This is a genomic window from Mesorhizobium sp. C395A (assembly GCF_030323205.1).
Classification (GTDB): Bacteria; Pseudomonadota; Alphaproteobacteria; order Rhizobiales; family Rhizobiaceae; genus Mesorhizobium.
The window spans coordinates 917,144-938,866 of sequence record NZ_CP100473.1 but is presented as its reverse complement, the minus strand read 5'-3'; the positions used below and the strand labels follow the sequence as shown (position 1 = coordinate 938,866).

Below are 21,723 nucleotides of genomic sequence, written 5' to 3'. Positions count from 1 at the left end.
TGTGGGGAGGGTCGGCGAGTTCGCTTTGCAAAGTAAAGCGAGGGAGACGGGTGCAGCGCAGACCCCACCCCGCAGGCTGAACCGCACGTACCGTGCGGCTCAGCCTACGACCCTCCCCACAAGGCGGAGGGTAAGATGCGTCACCTCCGCTTCACCAGCCTGGCATGCCGTCGCCAGTACCACCACGCCAGCACGCGCTTGCTGAAACTGCGTTTCATCGCGGTCATGGTCATACCCCCAGCAGAACGCGGCGCTGGCCGGTGAGGTCGCCGGGCGCGAGGTCGGTTTTCACCGTCGCCGCCGTGCCCTGGCGCTGTTCGAGTTCAGTCCGCAGGGCGGCCTCGCGCGCCTGCACGTCCTTGTCTTCAATGGTCGGGGTCGGTGGCAGCGGCTTCAGCGCCGGCGGCTTTTGAAAGAGACACATGGTTCCAGCCTTCTCTTGTCCAGTCGTAGAGGAAAAAGTCTTCGCCGTTGCGGCCATATCCAGGCAACCGGCAGCGTTGGGTGGCGCCGAGCCGGCCGAGCCAGCGCAGAGCCAGTTCGTTGGCGGCGAGCGCCCGCGCCTCGACCCGCCAGGCGCCCCGCGCCGCAACCTTCGGCCCAAGCACCGCATGGAAGTGGCCGGTGATGCCAGGCACGCAGCGCTTCATGCGGCGCGTGCCCCAGCTCCAGGCGATCCACAGCCCGCCGCGCTGTTCGGCAGCGCCAAAGCCGGCCTCCGGATTGCCGTCTAGCTCGGCAACATAGGCAAAGCCCTGCAGCGCGGTGACCGCCAGCAGGGCCGGCGACCAATGGTCAAGCTGGCAGTCGATCTCGGCCCGGTCCTCGGCACGCAGATTTGCGGCGATGTAGGAGAGATCGCGCAGCGTGGCGGAGATGATGCGGAGGGTCATGCAAGGGCCAGAGCCATAAGGGTGCGCATCGTCTTGGGAGTGGAGGGCTGCGGCCTTGACCGGCCCAACCGCTGGTGAGCTAATTCGGACGTCGAACGCGCACGAACAGAAACATAGTGCCGTTGCCGGATTGTGTCGCGCGGGAGCGCTGGAACCCGCAGTTTGACCTTCCGGCGCGGTAGGTCGGAATAAGATATTGGAGGCAATGATGGCAAGTTTCCCGGAGATGTACGAGCGGTGGCTCGCAGGCCCTCTCTTCCAGCCGTGGGCCGAAATGATTCTCGAAGAGGTGGAGTTGTCTCCAGGCGATCGTGTCCTCGACATCGCCTGCGGAACAGGAATAGTGGCCCGCGTTGCAAGGGAGCGGCTCGGTGACACCGCATACGTCGTTGGCATCGACGTCAGTTCGGATATGCTTGCCGTTGCGCGCGCCGTGGAACCGGGCATCGACTGGCGCGAAGGCAATGCCAGCGCCCTGCCTCTCCATGACCGAGAGCAGTTCGACGTTGTCGTCTGCCAGCAGGGACTGCAGTTCTTTCCTGACAAGCCCGCGGCGGTGGCGCAGATGCGGCGGGCGCTGGCGAAGGGCGGCAGGCTGGCGGTAGCCACATGGCGATCCGACGATGAAATCCCGTTCTTTCAGGAGCTGCGCCGCGTGGCGGAGCGCCGCCTGGGCGCCATTGCGGATCAGCGGTACAGCTTTGGCGACGCGGCCGCGCTTGAGGCGCTGCTCCGGGACGCCGGCCTCCACGAAGTCCGGTTAACGACGATATCGCGCACGATACGCTTCCAGAACGGCGAACCCCTCCTGCGCTTGAACACGATGGCGCTCGTCGGCATGAGCGCTGTCGGCAGGGAAATGGGCGATCAGGAACGCAACCGCGTCGCAGAGGCCATCGTGAGCGAAAGTGCGCCCGTGCTGCACCCCTACGCCGATGGATCGGGACTCGCTTTCGAGGTCATCACCAATTTGGCGACGGCCGAAGGCTGACGTGTTCCATCGCTGTGCCGATATCGGCATAATGGTCATGCGACTGGAGGAGACGGGCGAGTGGACATTCGATCGACACTGACGGAGCTATGCGACGCCTTCAACGCGCACGACCTCGATCGCATCATGGCGTTCTTTGCCGAGGACTGCGTCCTGGAGATGCCGAGGGGAAGCAACCACTGGGGCTGGCGCTTCGAGGGCAAGCGGAACGTGCGCGACGCGCTGGCGACACGCTTCGAAGGCCTGCCCGATGTCCACTACGGCGACGGCGAGCATTTCGTCGATGCGGCTGCCGATACCGGCATGTCGAAATGGATCCTCACCGGCACAACCCGCGAGGGCGTGAAAAAGGAGGTCCGAGGTTGCGACTTTTACACGTTCCGCGACGGCAAGGTGATCCGCAAGGATTCGTACTGGAAGATCGTGGAATAAGGGCTGGGTGTTGGCTCCTTGGCGTTTTGTTCGCGACACAGTTCGTTGGCAGCGATGCAGCTGAGATCGCGCAACCGGCGGAGGACAATGCGGCGAGAACCATCGCTTGTGCTCGATCAAAACGATCTGCTCTCTGGGGCTAGCAGGGAGTCTCACTGCGTCGGCAAGACAAACAATGGTTGCGTCTTCGGAACGAACGACCTCGGGGCAGCCGATTTTGGGCTCTTCCCCTTTGCTTTCCCCGCCGCGGCAGGTTCCTCGCTCGGGGCAAGAGCACTCAATACGGACAAGACAAAATCACTGTAGGCTCGCCGGGAATTAGTCCATAAGACGTGGCTTCCGAACTTGCCAATCAAAACGAGGTTCGCCCTATCTACGCTGCCATTCTCGTTCGAGACGACCAGCCAGCGCTCGCGGGGGGAGGGATTTTGAGTTTCGAGAACTCCGTCCGCCAAGGTGTTTCTCCAACGGTGTAGGCATAGATGTCTCGCACCATCCTAAGGGCGTCCGGATCACTAATCGGGCTGGAGGTGTAAAGGAAGGAATTACCCATTCCTCCGACGGTGCCCGTAAACTGCCGCGTCAACCCTGCTGCTGCTGAAGTGTAAGTACCGGCTGCGGTGACACTTTCAGTCGCACCCAAAACACTCGATGACACGAACGTAAAACTCGGCACCGAATATGGATCGTCTATCGACTTACTTATTTGATAATTTATCTGCTGGTACTGCGCGTTGTAAAGATTCTGACCCAGGTCTGCTTGTGAATGGTTGATACGTTGGTCAGCACAGGCTGAAAGAGCAAAAAAACATCCAATTGCGCAGTAGACATTGCTATTTTTCATTTTTATGGTCCCCTCAAGCCAAATATTCGCGCCGTCGGCTACTGTCTGTCAATGGCTACACTTATCGAATTTCATCTCTGCCTCTTTTCTCAGGGTCCAACGGCACCGCGTGGGTACAAGCGCGAGGGGACAAAGCGATGGAATTCATAAGCTGTCAGGTATAGCCCGGTGCGGGCGCAGACTGCCTCTTCGTTTGTCGCACAGTCGGAAATGTCCATAGCGCTCACCGAAACGCCCCCAGCGGATCGCTCTGCCCCACCGGCCGCCGCGCCGCCCTGAACTCCGCCGGATCGATCACCGCTTCCCGCAGCATCATCACGCCATAGCGGGTCGCGGCCATCAGATCGTCGCGCAGTTTGACCACCTGGCCGTCCTTTCGATGGTAAAGCCGAAATTCCTCGAACCAGGACAGCAGCGTCGAGAACACCTTGAAGCGGCCGGATTGCATGCGGTCGAGCATGTCCATCAGCCCGGCCTCGACCGAGACCGAGCCGTCGGCAAAGCGGGCGTGACCGGTGAGCATGTTCAGCCCGTGTGCGGCGTATTGCCTGGCGAGCGCGGTGCCTGCCCCTTCCAGCGTCTCGCGGCGGCCGTCGCGCGGCCAGGCCCAGGGCAGCCACTCTCCCCACGGTTTTAGCGCCAGCACCTGCATGGCTGGTGTCTGCTGCGAGGCCCTGGCCGCTTTGGTGACATAAACGATATCAGCCTCCGTATCCCAGGCGAGTTCGACGGCGGCCGAGGGATGGTCCCAGCCGAAATCCAGCGCGCCGATCCGCGGCCAGTAGCGCGGCAGCCGGAACGGCTCGCAAGCGATCAGCTCCTCGGCAATCGGAAAGATGCGGCCGGAGCCCAGCACCGGAACGCCGCGCGCACGCGCCTCGCGCTCATGCTCGGGATAGGCGGCAACGATCGCGGCACGCTCGTCCGGCGAATAATGTTCGGCGTCGTCGATGGTCATGAAAGTGATGTGACGGGTCATGGGGTCTGCCAGATTGATTCAGGGTGTGGTCATATGACTTTGTTTGGAAAAGCTTTTCGCCTCGCAAACCAGCGTCAACGCCGCCCCTCATCTGGCTGCCGCCATCTTCTCCCCGTGAACGGGGAGAAGATGGCTGTGGCTTCCGATTTCGCCAATCGCCGACGTTGCAGGAAGAGCGCCAAGGCTGCGGTCAGCTTCTTTCTCCACGTTTTCGGGGAGAAATGCCCGGCAGGCAATGAGAGGCGTCGCAAGCGTGCGTAGAATGAACGCCTAGCCTATCCGCCTGCCCTCCTCCTGCGCCGTCAAGAACCGCAACACCACGTCGCTCATGCCCAGCAGCGGCGTAAACGTCACCATGGTGATACCGCCCGTCGCGTTGGTGCGGGTCAGGCCTTCGGAATAGATATCGAGCGGCGGCTCCTCGTCGAACCAGACGCCGTGCAGGGTTTCGCCCTGCCACTTTTCGCGGCCCTTCTCATAGCTCTTGAACGACAGCACCGATTCATCGGCCTGCACGTCGCCGCCGCCGCCCCAGCGCACCACGATGCTGTCGAGCGCGCCCGGCGCGCCGCGGCCCATCGTGGTCTGGCGGATGGCATCGGCGGGGATCATGCCGGTGCCCCATGCCGCCTGCTGCTGCGGCGGGCCGACCAGCACGCGCTGCGGGTTGTCTCGCGTGCCCTCGCCGGTCACGCCGGCAGCCCATAGCCTGACGGCGGCGTCGAAGGTCTTGCCCTGCCACCACGCGGGATAGCGGCCGGTGAGATGCATGGCCCATTCGGCGCCGCCGGCCCTGGTCTTGCCCAGCTGGTTGCCGGCCATGAACAGACGTTCCCGGTTCTGCGCGCCGGCGGCGTGAAACTGCGCCTGCCTGGGATAAGGCCGGTAGGCGGCAAGCTGGTTAGTCCTGCGCCTGCGGTCCAGCTCCTGCAGCAGCGCCAGATAGTGGCGGCGCGTCTTCAGGCTGGTCGCCAAACGGCCTGAGGACGGCTTCGAGGCCACGGATGCGGCGGCGGATCTCGTCATCGCTCAGGGCTTCCAGATTGTCAGATGAAACATGCAAACCCTTGGCCAGATCCTTGGGCAGCACCGATTGCACGATCTTCAGATACTGGTCGGGCTTGTCGGCCCGGACCGCGGCAATCACGCCGGCGCCATGGGCGCGGAAATCGGCGCGAACCGCGTCGAGGAAATCATCGCCAAGCGTCTTCTTCGTCCGCTTCGGCTTGGCAGCGGCGGCGGCAGGCGCCTTGCGGTCAGGGCGCGCACGCGGCGCCGTCCGGTCAGCCATGATCCGAGATCCCGGCGGGCTCGGCGGTCGCTGCCTGCTTCGCCGGCTTTGCCGGCCTTGCCCGCTTGATCTTGCCGGACTTGATCTTGCCGGACTTGCGCCGTGCCGATTTTGGCCCTGACCGTTTTGGGGCGGCCTTGCGGGCCGCATCAGCGGCCGGCGCGTTGCGTTTTCCGGCGGGCGCGGCTTTCAGGGTTGCCCTGGCAAGGGCGATCGCCCGGCCGTCGTGCGTGCCGCGCGGAAAACCGAAGCCGCCGATGGCATCGACGGGACCGCCGCGAACCATGCCGATCAGCACGCCCGGCATGACCGGCTCGATACGGCCGATGCGCGCCTGCGGGGCAGCGCCCTCGAACACGCCAATGGCGCTGACGACCTCGCGGCCGTCATCGTCGGTGATGATGGTGGCATAGCGGTTGGACAAGGGAGGCCTCGCGGATAAGGCAGAATGAACCGAGGATAGCGTTCCCCCCTCTGTCCTGCCGGACATCTCCCCCTCTAGGGGGGAGATTGGCAGCTCCAGGGTCGCGACCAATTTGCAGCGCTGACGATTGGCGAAAGCAAAGCGGCAGTCCGATCTCCCCCCTTGAGGGGGAGATGGCCGGCAGGCCAGAGGGGGGTGCTGTCCCGCCGACATCCGATATCCGCACGTTGTGGGCATCAGGAAAACAAAACCCGCCTTGTGGGCGGGTCGCTGGCGCAAATCAGCACCATGGACAAATCATAGCAAAGCTGCCCTCACCCGTCAATGCAAAAAAGGAAATAATTCCTACTTCGGTCAAAGCCGCGTCTTGGCGCGGCCGCGCATTGCGCAAGGGCAGCATCGATGGGATGCTGCGTCTCGTCGGAGAGCGCAATGAGCAATGTGACCAGTCACTATGGCAGCGGCGGCATCGTCGAGCGCATCCTGTCGGCTGTGCCGGACGCTAGGGCCGGCAGCCTCGCGGCCGAACAACTCTATCCGTTCGACCAGCTTCATGGCCGCGAGCTGATCGCCACGCAGGACCATGCCGCGCGTCTTGCGCCCTCCGCTTCTGATCGGGTTCTGGACATCGGCAGCGGCATTGGCGGCCCGGCCCGGTTCCTTGCCGAGACCTATGGGTGCAGCGTCGACGGCGTCGACCTGACGCCGGCGTTCGTCGAGGCATCCCGCCGATTGACCGAGTTCTGCGGCCTCAGTGACAAAGTCCGTTTTCATGAGGCCGATGCGACAAGGCTGCCTTTTGCGGACGACACATTCGACGCGGCGATCTGCTTCTATGTCGGCATGAATATCGCCGACAAGGCGGCGGTCATCGGGCAAGCGTGGCGCGTACTGAAGCCGAAGGCCAGGCTTGTCTGGACCGAGGCGGTGCTGGCGGACGGCGAGCCTCACTATCCCTTGCCTTGGGCGGTGTCGCCTGTGGCCAGCCATCTCGTCGACCGCGAAACCCTGAAGGCCCTGTTTGCTTCAGCCGGATTCCGGGTCGACGATGTCATCGACGAAACCGGCGATCATGTCGAGCTGGCGTTGAAACGGGCAAATTCCGGCATCGTGCCCTCGCCGGCCCAGCAGCAGGCCAATGAGATCGTGCTCGGCGCCGAGTTCGTGCATCGGCGAAAAAACTACATAAGCAGCCTGAGCGAGGGAAAACTCGCGTCACTGGCCGTTATTGTTTCCAAGCCGGCATGAAACAAAAACCCGCCTCGGCGGCGGGTTGCTGGCGCAAATCAGCAGCATGAACAAATCATAGCATAGCTGCCCTCACCGGTCAAGATATGTCAGGAAAGAATTCCTACATCGACATCGATCGGAGACTCGGCGATGCTAGCGCTACCACATCCGGCGTCAAGTCATATGCATATGTTCTAAAGTGCCATGCCGTCGGCGGATGTTGTCTGATAATTTGCCCTTTGGCATCAAGGGGGCAAAAGAAGCCATGTCTGAGGACAAAATCCGAAATATAAATCTGACCGCCGACATCGTCGCGGCATTCGTGCGCAACAATTCAGTGCCTCCGGATAGCCTGCCGGCGTTGATCGAGAGCGTCAATGCAGCGCTCGCGGCCGTGGACAATCCCGTTGCTCCGCCGCAACCTGCGCCTGAGCCCGCGGTCAACCGCAAGCGCTCGGTAACGCCGAATTTCATTTACTGCCTCGAGGATGGCAAGAAGTTCAGGTCGCTGCGGCGTCATCTCGGCTCCGCCCATGGCATGACGCCGGAAGCCTATCGCGCCAAATGGGACCTGCCCGGTGACTATCCGATGACGGCGCCCAGCTACGCCGCCAAGCGCTCGGAGCTGGCAAAGGAGTTCGGGCTCGGCATCAGGACACCCGAGGCCCCGGCCGCCAAGGCGCCGGCCAAGAGCAAGACCAAGGCGTAAAGGCACGCCCCCTCCGTGCCGTACGCCTGCTGGAGGACGATCATGGTGGCCGGAGAGCCCAATGACGTTCGCGTGGAACGTGTCGACCGCCGCCAATGGGCGGTGCTGGTTGCCGAGAATGGCACGGTGACCCAGCATCTGTTCATGGCCCAGGAAGCGGCCGAGGAGTTTGCCGACGGCGAGCGGACAAGGCTCGGCCTTCCCGCCAGGCCGCCGGCGGCGGATCCGCTGGCCTGAACAGTCCTTCAACCGGCTGCAGGATACAAGACGCAGCCTTCGACAGGCCGTCTAGCGACTGGTCATTAGCTGGCTCTTATGGAATCATTCCACTCCAACTCGGGGGAGAGCGGGATGGACAAACCAGCCATGGCATCCGTGTTCAGGATGCGGCAAGCGCCAGCCACTGTTTCGGGCGTTCGCAGCGTCGGCCAAGGCCAGGCCGATCCGGTCATCGGCAGAAGGCCGCTCGGCGAGGCGATCCGCTTCGTCATCGACGCCCATCCCCATTACGACATCAGCGGCGTTTCGATCGCCTATGGCGACGGCTCGGCCCCTCGCCTCGGCAGCCGGGAGGTCAAGGCGCTGTGGGCCGAATATGGCCGCCGCTGGATGGAAGAGTAGCGCAGGCCATCGGCCGACGCCTATCGCTTGCATCCCCGTCCGGATCGTAACAGCGGCTCATGCGTTGAGCGTGAGCCAAATGGGAGCAACAGCCATGAACGTCGCCAATCTGCAACTCGAAGGCCTGCTGATGGCCGTCGCTTCGATCAATCAGGTGCTGGTGCGCAAGGGCCTGCTCACGGTCGAGGATATCGACATCGCGCTGCGCAAGGCCGAGGCCATCGAAACCGGCGAGGAGCGGTCCGACGGCATGTCGGAGTCCAACCGCGACGCCGTCAACTTTCCGATCCGACTGCTGGAACTGGCCAATCAATGCCAGCCGGAGGCGGACATGCCGTCCTTCTCGAAACTGGCCCGCATGGTCGGCCAGATGAAGGAACCCTACAACGACCAGATGTGAGGCGGTCTGCCGACGCGGGGCCTCACCCTCGGCCGAGTTTCGAGGCCAGCACGCTGCCCGGTCCATGCACGGCGGCGAACAGCAGGCCGGCCGCGAACGGGAAATGGGACATGAAGGCGCCGAACTCGGCCTGGTTGCCGGCCCAGTGCGACGGACCGTGGAAGGCAAAGCCGAGGAAGACCACGTAGACGGCGGCGACCAGGGCGGCCGGCGTGAAGAATGCTCCGGTCAGCAAGGCGATCACCAGCAGCGTTTCGAGGATCGCGGCGCACCAGGCCAGAAACAGCGGGAACGGGAAGCCGGCGGCGGCGATGTAGCCGGCGGTCATGTTCATATCCATGAACTTGAAGGCTGCCCCCATCGCGAACATGGCGGCCAGGGTCAGGCGGGCGATGAGAATGGCCGCGGTCTGCCACGGCGATTGAACGGCTTCCATGATGTGCTCCAAAGGTTTGCAACGGGTTTCATCCCAAGGACGGGCGCGACGCCGCCGATCCGACATCGTCCCGCAAAATTCTTTCCCGGCGAAGCAGAACTTCTGAAAAGGCCGCCGCTTGCGGGCAAGCCTGATTGCCCCCCGCTCAGAGCTTCGCCATCAGCTCCCGCCCCAACCGCTTCGGCGGCTCGGCGCGCAGCACCACATTGGTCGTCACCGCGCCGTAGCGGCCGATGGCGTCGACGATGCTTTCGAGGTCGGGCGGCGACGGGACGACGACCTTGAGCAGAAAACAATCCTCGCCGGTCACCCGCAGCACCTCAACCACTTCCGGCATGGCCGCGAATTTCTTCAGGCAGGTCTGGATGTGCTCATGCGTGGTGCGCAGGCGGATCATGGCCATGGTGCCGAGACCGAGGGCGGTGGTATCGATCGCGGCCCGGTAGCCGGCGATGATGCCGCGCTCCTCCAGCCGCTTCACCCGCTCCGACGTCGCGGGCTGGGACAGGCCGACGCGGCGGCCGAGTTCGGAAATGCCGATGCGGCCATCCTCCTGCATGATCTCGATGATTGCCATGTCGGTGGGGTCGAGCCGTGGCCGGTAATCGCCGTTTGCCATGAACACCTTCAATCCATCGGAATTCTTCGTCGCTTTCCGATGATCTCTCATTCCGCGAACAAGGAGAAGACCTAGAATTAAGGCATCATCTGCGGCGAAGAAACAGGATTTTCCATGACAGACTTCATCATTCTGCCGGGCAGCGGCGGATCGGGCGAGGCCCACTGGCAGACACGCTGGCAGCAGGCCAACCCGGCGATGCGCCGTTTCAGCCCGGCAAGCTGGGAGCTGCCGGATTTCGACGACTGGGTGGCGGCGCTGGACGTCGCGGTGTCACAGGCAAAGACCCAGCCGGTGCTCATAGCCCACAGCCTCAGCTGCCTGCTGGTCGCGCATTGGCAGGCGGTGTCGAGCCGTCGGATCGGCGGGGCGTTTCTGGTTGCGGTTCCCGACCCGGCCTCGCCGGTCTATCCCGCTTACGGAATTCCCTTCGCCGATACGCCGCGCGGGCCGCTTCGCTTCCCCTCGCTGATCGTGGCCAGCACCGACGATCCCTATGATCCGAACGGCTATGCCGGTGAGAAAGCCACACAATGGGGCAGCGAACTGCACATCGCCGGGCCGCTTGGTCACATCAACAGCAATAGCGGGCTGGGCGACTGGCCGGCGGGAACGGAGCTGCTGAGGGCCTTCGTGAGAGAGAGACAGGCCGACCACGCAATCGCACCATAGACACCCGAAGCGTGCGCGCGGGCTTGCCCCGACTTGTCCCGCCAGCTATCTCTCGGAAGGGGCGTTTGTGAGGGAGCCTGCGAATGGTGTCCGTCCGATATCTGGTCCGCGATGTCGATCTGTCCATCGCGTTTTATACGAGCCATCTGGGCTTCGCGCTGAAGCAGCAATTCGGTCCGGCGATGGCCATCCTGACGCGCGGCGACCTTTCGCTCTGGCTCGCCGGCCCCCTGGCGTCGGCAGCCAGGCCGATGCCGGACGGCCGGACACCCGAGCCGGGCGGATGGAACCGCTTTGTGCTCGAAGTCGAGCAATTGCCGTCAATCGTGACTGAGATGGGCGAGGCCGGCGTGCGGTTCCGCAACCAGATCGTCGAAGGTCCGGGCGGGCGACAGATTCTTTGTGAAGACCCGTCCGGCAACGTGATCGAGCTGTTCGAGCCCAGCTAGGCTTCGGCCGTCGCCTCGGATTCGGCGCCGGGCTTTGCCTGGCCTTCCCACTGCCGCTCCGCCTCTGCTTTGCGCTTCGGACAATCCTCGTAGTCATGCTCTCGCGAACCGCAATAGGAGCAGCATTTTGCCGGCGTGTCGGTTCGAAGCATTGTGGCCATGCACAAGAATGCACGAAAATTCATCCGGTTGCAGCAGCGTCTGCGACGTCGCTGCTGGGATGCGTGACCGCCAGCCTGGCGCCGCCCTCAATAGCCGCCGCCGAGGATCGGCAGAATCTCGGCGGCAGACATTGCGCGCGGCGCGTATTCGTCCGGCCTATATCAAAGTTAAATGCGGATGCTGGGCGTGAGGTGGTAGGTGATCGCGATGGGGGGACTCTCAACGCGCTCGAGGTGTCCCATGGACGTTCGAAATCTGATTGCCAAATTGTCAGCCGCGGTATTGCACCGCCGCGCCGCGTCTTCGCCGATACTGTTCAGGCCGATCCGCAACTCGCTCGCCGACATCCCGTTGAAGCCGGCGCCGCGGCCGCCTTATCGTCCGCATCGGCCGATCTGGCCGGCAAGCAACATGTAGCTCGCCGGGCTGCAACCAGTTTGTGATTGCCTCGTTTATGGCGATCCCGTTTTCAAGGAGGCAAGTGATGAGATCGATCCGGGCGAGACGCGAATGGTTTGGATGGTGAGCGCATGAGCCGTTTTCTGCCCCTGACGATCAGATTCGTGGACGGCAGCGCGATGACGGTGTCGTCGATCGCCGACGCCAGGAGGGCGCTAGGCGGAACATGGAAGAACAAGCAGACGGCGGCCTACAAGGCGGCCGACAGGCTGGTGGACGACGCGTTGAACGGCATTTGCCGCCCGGACATCGCCTTTGCCGCTTTCCAGAATGCCGCCGCCCAACAGGGCTTGCTGAAGCCGGCCAAGCCAAGTGCCGCCCTTGCCATGCTCGACGAATTGGCGTCGCTGGATGGGCATCGTTGAAATACCGGCTGACGGATTGCCGGCGATGTCATGGCGAACGCCGGATGGCCTATCTCGGCTCGCGATTCATGCTGAGATAAGTCGGGTCGAACTCGGCGATTTCCACTAGCTGCTGCCAGTCCAGAATGGTCACCATGTAATTCGCCCAGCCGATCACACCGATCTTGCGCAGCGCGCCGATGACCCGGTTCATGTGGACGACCGAAAGCCCAAGCACATCGGCCAGTTCCGCCTGCGACAGGGGAAGCCGGAAACTCATGCCGTTGGTCTGCTTGACGACCTGGAGCCGCACGAACAGCTCGCACACAAGATGCGCCAGGTGCGAAGTCTTGGACCGCCGGCCCATGGCCACGATCCATTCCCGGTGAATGGCGCCATCGACGAGCGTGTCCAGCCACAGCAAGCGGCTGAGATGAGGCGCCTGTTCGGTGATCGTCCTTAGCCGACTGTGGTCGGCGGCAATCACCCGGCATGGCGACAATGCGATGATACCATGGTCCATGGTCTTGAGCAGAAAGGCGTGCAGATCGACAAAATCGCCGGGCACCTGCAACGAGGTGAACTGGCGGCCGCCATCCTCCAGCACCTTGTAGCGCGCCGCCAGACCCTCGATGATGAGCGTGCTGTAGCCTGGCCTCGATCCCTCGGAAACGATGTCCTGACCGGTGGCAAAATCCATCTCGATGGTCATGGCGGCGGCCAGCAGCCCCTTTTCCTGCTCGGACAAAGCGTCATGCTGGCCAAGGTTGAGATAAAGCGGTTCTAGCATCGAGGATCCAGTTCGAGATTTCGTGGACATTCGTGGCCTAGCCAAACGCCGGAGATCGGGTGCGGTTGCAATCGGCCGGCACGGCGACGGCTCCTGGCAGGAAATCTGCTCAGGACACAGTCGCATGGAACCATGGGCGCGGGTTGGAATTTAATCCATGTCGCTCAAATTGGCCCCGATTTTGAGACAACGACATGCATAAAAACACAGACCTGAAGCGCGTCGCCTGCGCCCTTTCAACCGCGACGCGCTTTAGCATTCTCCAGCAGGGACTTGCACATATGGAACGGTTCTACTTCGACTTGTACAACGCCGAGACCCAGATTGACGAAGAGGGGCAGCTTTTTCCCAGCCGGGAGCGTGCGGGAGCCGAAGCGCTGCGCATATTGCACGATGTGGCGCGCGACGAGATACCGGAGGGCGACCACCGGCGGATCACCGTCAAGATGCTGAACGAGAACAGGGAGCAGATATTCGAAGCGTCGCTGACCATGGCGTCGCTGTGGAGTTGAACTCGTCGACCCTGTCGAGGACTGTATGGAACCTCTTGCCCTCCCCTCTGTTTCCTAAGGAGGGGCCAGCGGCAGAAGCTGCACGGCTGATTGACTGGAGGCATCTATGTCCTTGCAAAAGCTTCATCCCGAGCAGGTCGACGACACACGCAGGCTTGCCTATTCGACCTTTGCCCCGGCGCTGATCGGTTCGCTCACCAAGCGTCTGGCGCGGTGTCAGGGCGTCAAGGAACTGGGCGCCCTGGAAAAGTCGCTCATCCGCCTGATCGAAGACTCTGATGTCGATGGGCCGCAAGCCGAGGCGATGAAAGAGTTCGCCATCGAGCTGGTGGTGTCGACGATATCGGAAGCCCGCGCTCACCCCGACACCAAGAGCGATGTCGAAGCCGTTGGCGAGCGCCGCGCCGAAGGCCGCTCCGAGAACCCGCAGACGCTCGAGGAGCAGTTGCAATCAGGCCTCGAAGACAGTTTTCCGGCCAGCGATCCGCCCGCCGTCGTCTCGACCGCCATTTCCGGCGCCTCGAAGGACCTTGTCGGTACAGATGAGGTGTTGCGCCGCAAGAAGGAGGCGGCGCAGCGAAAGCAGGAAAAGGCCGACGCCGGTTAGCCGGACAAGTCGCGCGAGCCCGAGGCGATGAGAAGCCGTCAGCCGAAGCGCTTTTCCGGCGACTGTCCGCTGGCCGGTGACTGTTCGCCGGCCCGCGCGACGATCGCCTCGAGCGGCTCCGGCCGGTGAAGCAGAAAACCCTGGCCATAGGCCACGCCCATGCCGCGCAGAATGTCGAGCGCTTCCTGCTGTTCGATCTTTTCGGCCACCACCGCGCAGCCGAGACTTTTGGCGATGCCCGCTATGGCCGAGACGATCTCGCGGTCGAAACGGCTTTCCGCGATATTCTCGATGAACGAGCCGTCGATCTTGATCTGATCGACCGGAAAGCGCCGCAAATATTCGAACGAGCTCATGCCGGCGCCGAAATCGTCGAGGCTGACGCGGCATTGCCGCTCGCGCGCCTTGCGCACGAACTGCTCGGCGGCGTCGAAATTGGTGACGGCCGCGGTCTCGGTGATCTCGAAACCGATGCCGGAATGCGGCGCCCCGGTCTCGGCGATGACGGCGTCGACGAAATCCCACAGCAGCGGATCGCTCAGCGTCTGCGCCGACAGATTGAAGCCGAGCATGATGGCGCCTGACCGCATCGCCGCGCCATGCTGCGAAAGCGCTGTCCTGATGATCCAGCGGTCCAGCCGCGAGGCAATGCCGAAGCGCTCGGCGACCGGAATGAATTCGTTGGGCGGGATCAGCTTGCCATTGCGCCCGGCAAGCCGCGCCAGCACCTCGACATGGCGGCTCTCCTGCCAGGGCTGGCCGAGCAGATGGATTTCCTGGCCGAACAGTTTCAGCCGCCCGTCATCCATGGCGTCGACAGTGTCGGCGGCGACACGCGCAGCGTTGAGGCCGCCGGAGCCCGACGCCGCATCGGCCGAAAACACAGCGAAGCGATTGCGCCCGGCCGCCTTGGCCGCATAGCAGGCGTCGTCGGCGCAGGCCAACGCATCGGCAACCGTGGTGGTGGTGTCCTCGACGAAGGCGATGCCGATGCTGGCCGCGAGTTTTCGCGAGGTCACCGGCAGTCCGAGGTCGGCGTCACGGACCGCCGCAAGGATGGCGCCGGCCAGCGCCTCGGCCTTGGCCGGTTGGCAATTGGGCACCAGCAGCGCGAACTCGTCGCCACCGAGGCGCGCGGCACGCGCCGATGCCGGCAGGCAGCCCAGAATACCGGCGGCCACACCCTTCAGCGCCAGGTCGCCGGCGGCGTGGCCGGCGAAGTCGTTGAGCGCCTTGAAGTAGTCGAGATCGACGTAAAACACCGCCAGCGGCAAAGCCCGCTCGGTGGCGATGTGCACGGCCAGCAGCCGGTCGAAGGCGGCACGGTTCAAGAGGCCCGTCAGCGCATCGTGGTGAGCGGCGTAGGCGAGTTCCCGCTCGCGTTTCTTGTCCTCGGTGATATCGCGCACGGTGCCGAGAATCTGGCCCGCTGTCTCAGGCGCCGCGATGAAGCGCACCAGCGATTCGACATGGCGGATTTCGCCGTCGCGCCTGACGATGCGGTATTGCGCGGCGACGACGCCGTCGGTCGAAAGCGGCGCCAGATGAGCGCGCTCTGCGGCATCCTTGTCGTCGGGGTGCAGATAGGAATGCCAGAGGTCGGCGGCCACCTCGTCGGTGTCGGCGACCAGGCCGAATATCTCCCTGGTGCGGGCGTCCCAATAGCTCTTGTTGGCGTCGATATCGTGATGCCAGATGCCGGTGCCGCTGGCCGCCAGCGCCAGGCGAAAGCGCACATTGACCCGCTCCAGTTCGGCTTCCGCCTCTTTCTGCCGGCTGATGTCGGTCTGCACGCCCATCAGCCTGACCGGCCTGCCCGTCTCGTCACGCTCGACAATGCCGCCGCGGTCCAGCACCCAGATCCAGTGGCCGTCCTTGTGCTTGAGGCGTAGCTCGGTCTCGATCGAGGCGGTCAGGCCGGAAATGTGCCGCTCGCCGCTGGCCAGCGCCCGCTGGCGGTCGTCGGGATGCGTCAGCTTCAGCCAGAGGTCGTCGCTGTTGGCAAGCTCGCCATCCTCATAACCCAGCATGTGCGACCAGGTTGGCGAATAGAAACAGTCGCCGCTCAAAATATCCCAGTCCCATACGCCGAGATGAGCGCGTTCGAGCGCAAGCGCCCAGAATTCGCCGTTGCGTATTTTCTCTTCAGCCATGCCCTGGTTTCGCTCACTCCGTCGCCGCCACTATGCACGCAAGCAGAGAAGAAAGCGTTACCGGGTGCGCCGCGCCCACAGTGCGGACAAGGCCTGCAATCGTGCCGGACCATGCCGTAAGGCGTCATCATGCGATTGGGGCTCGTCATGCCATTGGCGCCCTGATTGGAGCCGCCCTGGCCGGGCCTGGCTCGACGATCCTTATCGCGCGGCGGCGCGCATTGTCCTCGAGCAGGCCGCGCAGTTCCTCACGGCCGCGCGCGATGCGCGACATCAGCGTGCCGGCCGGAACGCCGAGCATCTCGGCGGCCTCGGCATAGGAGAAGCCCTCGATGGCGACCATGGTCAGCGCGGCACGGCGGTCGGGGCTGATCGCCTGCAGCGCGTCGATGATCTCGCGCGCAGCGACGTTCTCCAGCTGGTCGGCGGGAGAGGCCTGCACCTCGCCGGCCTCCAGCGGCAGCATCGAGGCCTCGCCACGCCGGTTCACCTTGCGCATCTGGTCGATGAACAGATGATGCATGATCGTGAACAGCCATTTTCGCGGGCTCTCTCCCGTCTGCCAGTTGTCCAGCCGCAGCAGCGCCCGCTCTAGGCAGTCCTGGACGAGATCGTCGGCGGAATCGCGGTCGCGCAGCAGCGAGCGCGCATAGCGGCGCAGGCGCGGGATTTCGTTGAGAATGGCTCTCTGCTTTTCGTCCATGACATTTTGTCTTTGTTTCGGCATGCCGTTGCCGCAAAACCGCTGCGCCCCCGGGTGAGGACAGCTTTGGCTGATCTGAAAAATTCCTCTGTTCATGCCTGTCGTCGGCTCCAAAAACGCTGGGCACTTTTGGGCGACAGGCATGACGCGCTCAGCTCAGCGCGGCGTGGCGTCGATGGTGACCCGGTCGGGATAGAAGGCGCCGTGGGCGCGAATCTCGGCCATCTCGTCGAAGGGCTGCTCATAGGCCCACATCGCGTCGTTGCCGGTTTCACCCGCCGGCAGCACGTTCCAGTAGCTGGAGTCGCCCTTGTAGGGGCACAGCGTCGACCGCTCCGTCTTCCTGAGCTTCCGGAAGTCGATGTCCTCGAACGGGATGTAGAAGGAGAAGGGATGGGGCGGCTCGGTCACCATTTTGGCTTTTGCCGAGGAAGCGATGATGTTGCCGCTTGCAAACACGACGACACGCCCGTTGAAGGGCTCGACGGTGATCACCTTGCCGGGATTGCGCCTGAAGCCGGGTGACGGGTTCGCATGCTGATTCATGACTGCTCTCCTTGTCCACTGGTGGTTCGATGCCGGGTCGACGGCGTCAGCTCTCACTGGTCACTGATGGGCCGGCGACAGCGGTCACACGCGACAGCTTCTGGCGCTTTTCGAGCTGTGGCTTTTCATAGGTCTTCTTCATCGTTCTTCCTTTTCTGACGTCTGGCAGCCGGTCCGCGCGGCTGCCGGCCGTGGATCATGGCTCCAAGGGACAACAGGCGCATCTCCCGTCCGGCCGATGCGCCGCCGAAGGAAATCCGGGTCAGCGTGGCAAGAACGATTCGCATGTGTTTCGCCGCGATCCGACGGCGGTGGATTTATCTCAGCCGGGACGGCCATGCTTGGGCCGGGCGGAACACGGTTTGGCGAATGCGGCCCTGTCAGCACGACCGCAAGGCTTGGACAGGCGCGAACAGCTACCGGCGCGGCTATGGCGATGGCTGCTTGGCGCCGGTGCACGCCGCGAAATATCGATAATAAAGGACGAAAGGTGAGACTCTACAAAATAAAGATGATTTGCCAGATATTTTCTTCTTTTCGGCACGAGAAGCAAAATAAATTTTCGACAGACGAACTTTCACTTCGGAAAAATGTCCATTTCATCTCTGTTAACCAAATATTAACCAAAATTATCCGATACATACCGAAGTTATTCGCTGTCGTAGTCCGAATCTAAGTTGTAATAATCATTGCACAGTTCGCTTCTGACATTACTGTATCGTTGATGTCTTGCGAAGCATGCAACGGAGGAGCTGTAGGAGTGAAATCCGGGTCAAGACTGTGTTGCGAGGAACGGTCTGCCCGACGGAGGAAACACGCATGAGATTGCTGAAATATGCGCTGCTGGCGGGAGCGTCGCTGCTTCCCATCCTGCCCGCGATCGCCGCGACCGCGACGGGCAGCATGAATGTCCGCATCACGATTACCGACGAATGCAAGGTGCAGACGGCGAGCGATCTCGATTTCGGCTCGCACGGTGTCATTGATGCGAATGTCGACCAGACCAGCACCATCAACGTGCAATGCACGACCGGCAAGTCCTACAATGTTGGTCTGAGCGCCGGAGCGGGCGCGGGCGCAACGGTTGCTGTTCGCAAGATGACCGGGCCGGCGTCGGCGACGATCGACTACACCATCTACAGGGAAAGCACCCGGACGCAGCTTTGGGGCACCACGATCCCCACCGACACGGTCGGCGGAACCGGCAACGGCGCCATTCAGCCGCTGACGGTCTACGGGCGTGTTCCACCGCAGACGACACCGGCGGCGGGCCTCTACACCGACACGGTTGCGATCACCATAACGTACTGACAATCGATACCAACACGAGGACGATCATGCGATCCATGCTTTCATGCATCGGAGCCACGGCTGTTCTGTTGCTGTGCGCCGGTCTCTCACAAGCCGCTTCGCTCAGGGTGGCGCCGACAGGTCTCGAGCTGATCTCGCCCGACGCCTCGGCGGTTCTCAACCTCAGCAACGATGACCCCAAGCGGCCGATCAATGTGCAGATACGCGTCTTCGCCTGGAGCCAGGCTGGCGGGATCGAGACGCTGACGCCGACTACGGACGTCGTCGCCAGCCCGCCATCGACCAAACTCGGACCCAATGCCCAATACGTGGTTCGCGTCGTGCGCGTCAGCAAGGCGCCGGTGCGGGCCGAGGAAAGCTACCGCGTCATCGTCGACGAGTTACCCGACCCGTCGCGCAAGAAGGCCGGTACGGTCGCGCTCGCGCTGCGCTATTCGGTCCCGGTGTTTTTCCGCGACGCCGATGCCGCCGCGCCGGCAGTCGCCTGGAGTGTTTCGCACAAGGGCGGCAGTCTTGTGCTGACAGCCAGCAATACCGGTGAAAGTCGTCTCCGCTTGTCCAACCTATCCCTGACCCAGAACGGCAAAAAGCTCGGCAACCGAAACGGGCTCGTCGGCTATGTGCTGGGCGGCGCGACCATGCAGTGGCCGATCGGCAGCGGCAAATCACTGTCCGCGGGCTCCGTGCTTTTGAAGGCACAGAGCGATCTTGGACCCTTCGATGCCAACGTTGCCGTCAAGGGCAAGTAGCGTCGCTGTCATCGTCGCGGTTGCGACTTTCACGCCTTGCTTGGCGGTGCGTTCGCAGGAATTTCCGGCCGTGACGAACCTCGAACAGCCGGCTTCCGTTTTGCCAGCGGGCCGCAGCCTCTATCTCGAGGTGTTCATCAACGACGTTTCGACCAAGCTGGTCGGCAATTTTATCGAGATGCCGGATGGTGGGCTGGCGGCGACGCCCCAAGAGCTGAAGGAGGTCGGCCTGAAACCGCCGGAGGACATAGCCGACGCCGGCGGCCTGGTCAGGCTCGACCAGTTGGCCGACGTTTCGTTTCGGATCGATGAGGTAGCCCAGCGCCTCTACGTCACCGCCGCCAATGACAGCCGCGAGGCGCGCATGGTCGATCTCGGCTTGCGCTTGCAGGACCGGCCGGCGCCGCAATCGGGCTTGGGCGCGGTTCTCAACTATTCGCTGTTTGCCAGCTCCAACACATTGTTCGACAAGGACGTCGAGCTGTTCCAAGGCGTTTCCGGCGGCTTCGATGCGCGCGTGTTCAGCCCCTATGGAACGCTCAGCCAATCCTTCATCGCCGGCTATTCCGACGGCAGGCTGGGCGGCTTCACGCGGCTCAACACGACATGGAGCTATTCCGACCCCGACCGGCTGATGACCTACCGCGCCGGCGACTTCATCTCCGGTGGATTGTCGTGGACGCGTCCGGTCTATCTCGGCGGCATCCAGGCGCAACGCAACTTCCACCTGCGATCGGACCTGGTGACGCTGCCCCTGCCCTCCTTCGGCGGCACGGCGGCGGTGCCGTCGACGCTCGAGGTCTATACGCAGAACGTGCGCACCTATTCCGGCGACATCCAGCCCGGACCGTTCCAGGTCACCAATTTGCCGGTGTTCACCGGCGCCGGACAGGCGCAGGTGGTGTTGCGCGACAGCCTCGGCCGCGAGACCACGGCCACCTTGCCGTTCTATGCCTCCAGCATGCTGCTGCGCCAGGGACTGCTCGACTTTTCCGTGGAGGCAGGGATGGCGCGGCGCAATTTCGGCATCTCCTCCGACGATTATGACGGCCGCGTCATGGGGGTCGCCACGGCGCGTTACGGCGTGACCGACCGGCTGACATTGGAAGCCCATGCCGAGGGCGGCGCGGATCTGATCAATGGCGGCATAGGCGCTGCCTTCCCGCTCGGGGCATATGGCGCGGCTTCGCTGGCAGTCGCCGGCAGCCATCATGACGGGCGCACCGGCTCGCTGGTCGATGCCAGGGTCGAGTTCGGTTATGATGGCTGGGCGGTCAATGCCCGCATGCAGCGGGCGTTCGGCGGCTATGATGACATCGCTTCGGTGACGGCACAGCCGGTCATACTCGATCCCGATGATTTCACCCGTTTCAGCGCCGGTGTGCCGCGGGCGGTCGACCAGGTGACGCTCAGCGTGCCGATGCCGATCGATTTCTCCAGCCTCAACTTCTCCTATACCCACCTCAAGGATGCCGAAGGCGAGACCAGCCAGATCGTCGGCCTCTCCTATAGTCAGGCGATCTTCAAGCGCAGCACGCTCTATGCCACGGCCTTCGCCGATCTCGACGACGGCGACAGTTATGGAATCTTTGCGGGGATTTCGATCCCGTTCAATGACGACGTCATGGCTTCGACGGGTGTCGAGCATGGGCCTGACGGCCTCAATGTCGTCGCCGACCTCGCCAAATCGGAGCGGGCCGAGGACGGCAGCATCGGCTGGCGGCTGCGCACCTCGGAGGGCGAGGTCCCCAATCGTTCGGCAGCGGTCAGCTACCGCGCGCCGTTTGCGCGTTTCGAGGCCGGCGCTCAGCAATTCGACAAGGACTTTCGCGTGACCGGCCAGATGGACGGCGCCATTGCGGTCGCAGGCGGCGGGGTGTTCGCCACCAACCGCATCGACGATGCCTTTGCCGTCGTCGATGTCGGCACGCCTGATGTCGAGGTGTTGCATCAGAACCGGCCCGTAGGCAGGACCGACAGCAAAGGCCGCATCCTGGTCACCGGGCTCAACTCCTATGAGCTGAACACGGTCTCCATCGACCCGAAAAACCTGCCGGTAGACGCGGATGTCCCGGCTACCAAGGAGACCGTCGTCCCAGCCGACCGCAACGGCGTCGTGCTGAAGTTCGGCGTGTCCGAGGCGGCACAGGCCGCGCTGGTGACGCTGGTCGACTCGAGCGGAACGCCGCTCGAAGCCGGACTGTCGGGACGCGTCGATGGCGGCACTGAAGACTTTGTCGTCGGCTATGACGGGCAGGCCTATATCAAGGGCCTCGGCAAGCAGAATTCCGTGCAGGTCGAGCGCGCGGACGGCGGTTCATGCCGGGCAGAGTTTCCCTTCGAGGCGGTGCGTGGCCGGCAGGTGGTGATCGGGGACGTGGTGTGCCAATGAACATC

The 21,723-nt window shown here is 63.2% G+C and carries 28 protein-coding genes and 2 pseudogenes; 16 read left to right on the top strand and 14 right to left on the bottom strand.

Going from position 1 to position 21,723, the window contains the following annotated elements; translation table 11 throughout:
- Positions 1-229: 229 nt before the first annotated feature.
- Positions 230-355 (bottom strand): hypothetical protein, encoded by a 126-nt coding sequence (locus NLY37_RS04590; protein ID WP_023740006.1) that lies wholly within the window; start codon positions 353-355, stop codon positions 230-232.
- A gap of 10 nt (positions 356-365) precedes the next feature.
- Positions 366-893 (bottom strand): hypothetical protein, encoded by a 528-nt coding sequence (locus NLY37_RS04585; RefSeq protein ID WP_023743326.1) that lies wholly within the window; start codon positions 891-893, stop codon positions 366-368.
- Between the two features lie 208 nt (positions 894-1,101).
- Between NLY37_RS04585 and NLY37_RS04580 the strand changes: the two genes are divergently transcribed.
- The gene (locus tag NLY37_RS04580; RefSeq protein ID WP_198024965.1) at positions 1,102-1,884 is read left to right on the top strand and encodes a class I SAM-dependent methyltransferase; all 783 of its coding nucleotides are present in this window, start codon (positions 1,102-1,104) and stop codon (positions 1,882-1,884) included.
- Between the two features lie 60 nt (positions 1,885-1,944).
- A complete protein-coding gene (locus NLY37_RS04575; protein ID WP_023743324.1) occupies positions 1,945-2,316 on the top strand; it encodes a nuclear transport factor 2 family protein in 372 nt (123 codons plus the stop codon).
- 373 nt (positions 2,317-2,689) lie between these two features.
- Here NLY37_RS04575 and NLY37_RS04570 read toward each other — a convergent pair whose 3' ends face one another.
- From NLY37_RS04570 to NLY37_RS04550, 5 genes and pseudogenes are all read right to left on the bottom strand, one after another.
- The gene (locus NLY37_RS04570; RefSeq protein WP_286441620.1) at positions 2,690-3,160 is read right to left on the bottom strand and encodes a hypothetical protein; all 471 of its coding nucleotides are present in this window, start codon (positions 3,158-3,160) and stop codon (positions 2,690-2,692) included.
- A gap of 223 nt (positions 3,161-3,383) precedes the next feature.
- Positions 3,384-4,133: pseudogene (locus NLY37_RS04565) on the bottom strand (phage terminase large subunit family protein); the annotation flags it as partial.
- A 189-nt stretch (positions 4,134-4,322) separates the two neighbouring features.
- Positions 4,323-5,114, bottom strand: a pseudogene (locus NLY37_RS04560) (terminase large subunit domain-containing protein); the annotation flags it as partial.
- Positions 5,041-5,430: a hypothetical protein gene (locus NLY37_RS04555; protein ID WP_023743320.1), complete on the bottom strand. Its 390-nt coding sequence runs from the start codon at positions 5,428-5,430 to the stop codon at positions 5,041-5,043. The pseudogene NLY37_RS04560 and the gene NLY37_RS04555, both read right to left, overlap by 74 nt.
- Positions 5,423-5,854, bottom strand: a complete 432-nt coding sequence (locus NLY37_RS04550; RefSeq protein WP_023743319.1) for a hypothetical protein — start codon at positions 5,852-5,854, stop codon at positions 5,423-5,425. The genes NLY37_RS04555 and NLY37_RS04550 overlap by 8 nt, the downstream gene beginning before the upstream one ends.
- Before the next feature lie 432 nt (positions 5,855-6,286).
- On the opposite strand from NLY37_RS04550, the gene NLY37_RS04545 reads away from it, so the two are divergent.
- The 5 genes from NLY37_RS04545 to NLY37_RS04525 all read left to right on the top strand — a co-directional run bounded on the left by NLY37_RS04545 (position 6,287) and on the right by NLY37_RS04525 (position 8,814).
- Complete coding sequence (locus NLY37_RS04545) at positions 6,287-7,102, top strand: class I SAM-dependent methyltransferase (RefSeq protein WP_023743318.1); 816 nt, start codon at positions 6,287-6,289, stop codon at positions 7,100-7,102.
- A 247-nt stretch (positions 7,103-7,349) separates the two neighbouring features.
- Positions 7,350-7,793: a Ros/MucR family transcriptional regulator gene (locus tag NLY37_RS04540; RefSeq protein WP_023671447.1), complete on the top strand. Its 444-nt coding sequence runs from the start codon at positions 7,350-7,352 to the stop codon at positions 7,791-7,793.
- Between the two features lie 42 nt (positions 7,794-7,835).
- On the top strand, positions 7,836-8,030 hold the full coding sequence (locus NLY37_RS04535; protein WP_023689866.1) for a hypothetical protein: 195 nt from the start codon (positions 7,836-7,838) through the stop codon (positions 8,028-8,030).
- A gap of 114 nt (positions 8,031-8,144) precedes the next feature.
- Entirely contained in the window at positions 8,145-8,414 is a 270-nt protein-coding gene (locus NLY37_RS04530; protein WP_023697755.1) for a hypothetical protein, read from the top strand.
- A gap of 94 nt (positions 8,415-8,508) precedes the next feature.
- Complete coding sequence (locus NLY37_RS04525) at positions 8,509-8,814, top strand: hypothetical protein (protein ID WP_023671444.1); 306 nt, start codon at positions 8,509-8,511, stop codon at positions 8,812-8,814.
- 22 nt (positions 8,815-8,836) lie between these two features.
- On the opposite strand, the gene NLY37_RS04520 is transcribed toward NLY37_RS04525, so the two are convergent.
- Positions 8,837-9,250: a DoxX family protein gene (locus tag NLY37_RS04520; protein WP_023727103.1), complete on the bottom strand. Its 414-nt coding sequence runs from the start codon at positions 9,248-9,250 to the stop codon at positions 8,837-8,839.
- Between the two features lie 145 nt (positions 9,251-9,395).
- The gene (locus NLY37_RS04515) at positions 9,396-9,869 is read right to left on the bottom strand and encodes an Lrp/AsnC family transcriptional regulator (protein WP_031246646.1); all 474 of its coding nucleotides are present in this window, start codon (positions 9,867-9,869) and stop codon (positions 9,396-9,398) included.
- A 114-nt stretch (positions 9,870-9,983) separates the two neighbouring features.
- On the opposite strand from NLY37_RS04515, the gene NLY37_RS04510 reads away from it, so the two are divergent.
- Together NLY37_RS04510 and NLY37_RS04505 are read left to right on the top strand one after the other, a co-directional pair.
- Positions 9,984-10,541, top strand: a complete 558-nt coding sequence (locus NLY37_RS04510) for an RBBP9/YdeN family alpha/beta hydrolase (RefSeq protein ID WP_023727101.1) — start codon at positions 9,984-9,986, stop codon at positions 10,539-10,541.
- 83 nt (positions 10,542-10,624) lie between these two features.
- Entirely contained in the window at positions 10,625-10,990 is a 366-nt protein-coding gene (locus NLY37_RS04505; protein WP_023727100.1) for a VOC family protein, read from the top strand.
- Here NLY37_RS04505 and NLY37_RS04500 read toward each other — a convergent pair.
- Complete coding sequence (locus NLY37_RS04500) at positions 10,987-11,151, bottom strand: hypothetical protein (RefSeq protein ID WP_023671439.1); 165 nt, start codon at positions 11,149-11,151, stop codon at positions 10,987-10,989. The genes NLY37_RS04505 and NLY37_RS04500 overlap by 4 nt on opposite strands.
- Positions 11,152-11,392: 241 nt before the next feature.
- On the opposite strand from NLY37_RS04500, the gene NLY37_RS04495 reads away from it, so the two are divergent.
- Both NLY37_RS04495 and NLY37_RS04490 read left to right on the top strand, forming a co-directional pair.
- A complete protein-coding gene (locus tag NLY37_RS04495; protein ID WP_023671438.1) occupies positions 11,393-11,569 on the top strand; it encodes a hypothetical protein in 177 nt (58 codons plus the stop codon).
- A gap of 113 nt (positions 11,570-11,682) precedes the next feature.
- The gene (locus tag NLY37_RS04490) at positions 11,683-11,976 is read left to right on the top strand and encodes a DUF982 domain-containing protein (protein WP_023685943.1); all 294 of its coding nucleotides are present in this window, start codon (positions 11,683-11,685) and stop codon (positions 11,974-11,976) included.
- 49 nt (positions 11,977-12,025) lie between these two features.
- Here the strand turns inward: NLY37_RS04490 and NLY37_RS04485 are convergent, their stop codons facing one another.
- Positions 12,026-12,745, bottom strand: a complete 720-nt coding sequence (locus NLY37_RS04485; RefSeq protein WP_023671436.1) for a Crp/Fnr family transcriptional regulator — start codon at positions 12,743-12,745, stop codon at positions 12,026-12,028.
- Between the two features lie 194 nt (positions 12,746-12,939).
- On the opposite strand from NLY37_RS04485, the gene NLY37_RS04480 reads away from it, so the two are divergent.
- Together NLY37_RS04480 and NLY37_RS04475 are read left to right on the top strand one after the other, a co-directional pair.
- Positions 12,940-13,257, top strand: a complete 318-nt coding sequence (locus tag NLY37_RS04480; RefSeq protein ID WP_023743314.1) for a DUF6894 family protein — start codon at positions 12,940-12,942, stop codon at positions 13,255-13,257.
- A 106-nt stretch (positions 13,258-13,363) separates the two neighbouring features.
- A complete protein-coding gene (locus NLY37_RS04475; RefSeq protein ID WP_023693749.1) occupies positions 13,364-13,864 on the top strand; it encodes a hypothetical protein in 501 nt (166 codons plus the stop codon).
- Between the two features lie 38 nt (positions 13,865-13,902).
- Here NLY37_RS04475 and NLY37_RS04470 read toward each other — a convergent pair whose 3' ends face one another.
- The 3 genes from NLY37_RS04470 to NLY37_RS04460 all read right to left on the bottom strand — a co-directional run bounded on the left by NLY37_RS04470 (position 13,903) and on the right by NLY37_RS04460 (position 17,266).
- Positions 13,903-16,017 carry an EAL domain-containing protein gene (locus tag NLY37_RS04470; protein WP_023743313.1) on the bottom strand — a complete coding sequence of 705 codons (2,115 nt, stop codon included), beginning with the start codon at positions 16,015-16,017 and terminating at the stop codon, positions 13,903-13,905.
- Between the two features lie 145 nt (positions 16,018-16,162).
- Positions 16,163-16,720, bottom strand: coding sequence for an RNA polymerase sigma factor (locus NLY37_RS04465; protein WP_023743312.1), 558 nt, complete (start codon positions 16,718-16,720; stop codon positions 16,163-16,165).
- Between the two features lie 156 nt (positions 16,721-16,876).
- The gene (locus tag NLY37_RS04460; protein ID WP_023743311.1) at positions 16,877-17,266 is read right to left on the bottom strand and encodes a DUF427 domain-containing protein; all 390 of its coding nucleotides are present in this window, start codon (positions 17,264-17,266) and stop codon (positions 16,877-16,879) included.
- An 819-nt stretch (positions 17,267-18,085) separates the two neighbouring features.
- Here NLY37_RS04460 and NLY37_RS04455 point away from each other — a divergent pair.
- Genes NLY37_RS04455 through NLY37_RS04445 form a run of 3 tightly spaced genes read left to right on the top strand, consistent with a single transcriptional unit; the run spans position 18,086 to position 21,718 of the window.
- On the top strand, positions 18,086-18,577 hold the full coding sequence (locus tag NLY37_RS04455) for a Csu type fimbrial protein (protein ID WP_023685937.1): 492 nt from the start codon (positions 18,086-18,088) through the stop codon (positions 18,575-18,577).
- 26 nt (positions 18,578-18,603) lie between these two features.
- Positions 18,604-19,326, top strand: a complete 723-nt coding sequence (locus NLY37_RS04450; RefSeq protein ID WP_031246642.1) for a fimbrial biogenesis chaperone — start codon at positions 18,604-18,606, stop codon at positions 19,324-19,326.
- Positions 19,298-21,718 (top strand): fimbria/pilus outer membrane usher protein, encoded by a 2,421-nt coding sequence (locus NLY37_RS04445; RefSeq protein ID WP_031246641.1) that lies wholly within the window; start codon positions 19,298-19,300, stop codon positions 21,716-21,718. The genes NLY37_RS04450 and NLY37_RS04445 overlap by 29 nt, the downstream gene beginning before the upstream one ends.
- Positions 21,719-21,723: the final 5 nt, after the last annotated feature.

Coding starts and splice junctions, on each gene's coding strand:
- NLY37_RS04515 (WP_031246646.1), bottom strand. CDS start 9,869: ATGGCAAACGGCGATTACCGGCCACGGCTCGACCCCACCGACATGGCA.
- NLY37_RS04445 (WP_031246641.1), top strand. CDS start 19,298: ATGCCAACGTTGCCGTCAAGGGCAAGTAGCGTCGCTGTCATCGTCGCG.
- NLY37_RS04520 (WP_023727103.1), bottom strand. CDS start 9,250: ATGGAAGCCGTTCAATCGCCGTGGCAGACCGCGGCCATTCTCATCGCC.
- NLY37_RS04505 (WP_023727100.1), top strand. CDS start 10,625: ATGGTGTCCGTCCGATATCTGGTCCGCGATGTCGATCTGTCCATCGCG.
- NLY37_RS04470 (WP_023743313.1), bottom strand. CDS start 16,017: ATGGCTGAAGAGAAAATACGCAACGGCGAATTCTGGGCGCTTGCGCTC.
- NLY37_RS04530 (WP_023697755.1), top strand. CDS start 8,145: ATGGACAAACCAGCCATGGCATCCGTGTTCAGGATGCGGCAAGCGCCA.
- NLY37_RS04490 (WP_023685943.1), top strand. CDS start 11,683: ATGAGCCGTTTTCTGCCCCTGACGATCAGATTCGTGGACGGCAGCGCG.
- NLY37_RS04535 (WP_023689866.1), top strand. CDS start 7,836: ATGGTGGCCGGAGAGCCCAATGACGTTCGCGTGGAACGTGTCGACCGC.
- NLY37_RS04495 (WP_023671438.1), top strand. CDS start 11,393: ATGGACGTTCGAAATCTGATTGCCAAATTGTCAGCCGCGGTATTGCAC.
- NLY37_RS04450 (WP_031246642.1), top strand. CDS start 18,604: ATGCGATCCATGCTTTCATGCATCGGAGCCACGGCTGTTCTGTTGCTG.
- NLY37_RS04460 (WP_023743311.1), bottom strand. CDS start 17,266: ATGAATCAGCATGCGAACCCGTCACCCGGCTTCAGGCGCAATCCCGGC.
- NLY37_RS04525 (WP_023671444.1), top strand. CDS start 8,509: ATGAACGTCGCCAATCTGCAACTCGAAGGCCTGCTGATGGCCGTCGCT.
- NLY37_RS04475 (WP_023693749.1), top strand. CDS start 13,364: ATGTCCTTGCAAAAGCTTCATCCCGAGCAGGTCGACGACACACGCAGG.
- NLY37_RS04500 (WP_023671439.1), bottom strand. CDS start 11,151: ATGGCCACAATGCTTCGAACCGACACGCCGGCAAAATGCTGCTCCTAT.
- NLY37_RS04465 (WP_023743312.1), bottom strand. CDS start 16,720: ATGGACGAAAAGCAGAGAGCCATTCTCAACGAAATCCCGCGCCTGCGC.
- NLY37_RS04555 (WP_023743320.1), bottom strand. CDS start 5,430: ATGGCTGACCGGACGGCGCCGCGTGCGCGCCCTGACCGCAAGGCGCCT.
- NLY37_RS04580 (WP_198024965.1), top strand. CDS start 1,102: ATGGCAAGTTTCCCGGAGATGTACGAGCGGTGGCTCGCAGGCCCTCTC.
- NLY37_RS04480 (WP_023743314.1), top strand. CDS start 12,940: ATGCATAAAAACACAGACCTGAAGCGCGTCGCCTGCGCCCTTTCAACC.
- NLY37_RS04510 (WP_023727101.1), top strand. CDS start 9,984: ATGACAGACTTCATCATTCTGCCGGGCAGCGGCGGATCGGGCGAGGCC.
- NLY37_RS04545 (WP_023743318.1), top strand. CDS start 6,287: ATGAGCAATGTGACCAGTCACTATGGCAGCGGCGGCATCGTCGAGCGC.
- NLY37_RS04585 (WP_023743326.1), bottom strand. CDS start 893: ATGACCCTCCGCATCATCTCCGCCACGCTGCGCGATCTCTCCTACATC.
- NLY37_RS04540 (WP_023671447.1), top strand. CDS start 7,350: ATGTCTGAGGACAAAATCCGAAATATAAATCTGACCGCCGACATCGTC.
- NLY37_RS04485 (WP_023671436.1), bottom strand. CDS start 12,745: ATGCTAGAACCGCTTTATCTCAACCTTGGCCAGCATGACGCTTTGTCC.
- NLY37_RS04455 (WP_023685937.1), top strand. CDS start 18,086: ATGAGATTGCTGAAATATGCGCTGCTGGCGGGAGCGTCGCTGCTTCCC.
- NLY37_RS04570 (WP_286441620.1), bottom strand. CDS start 3,160: ATGAAAAATAGCAATGTCTACTGCGCAATTGGATGTTTTTTTGCTCTT.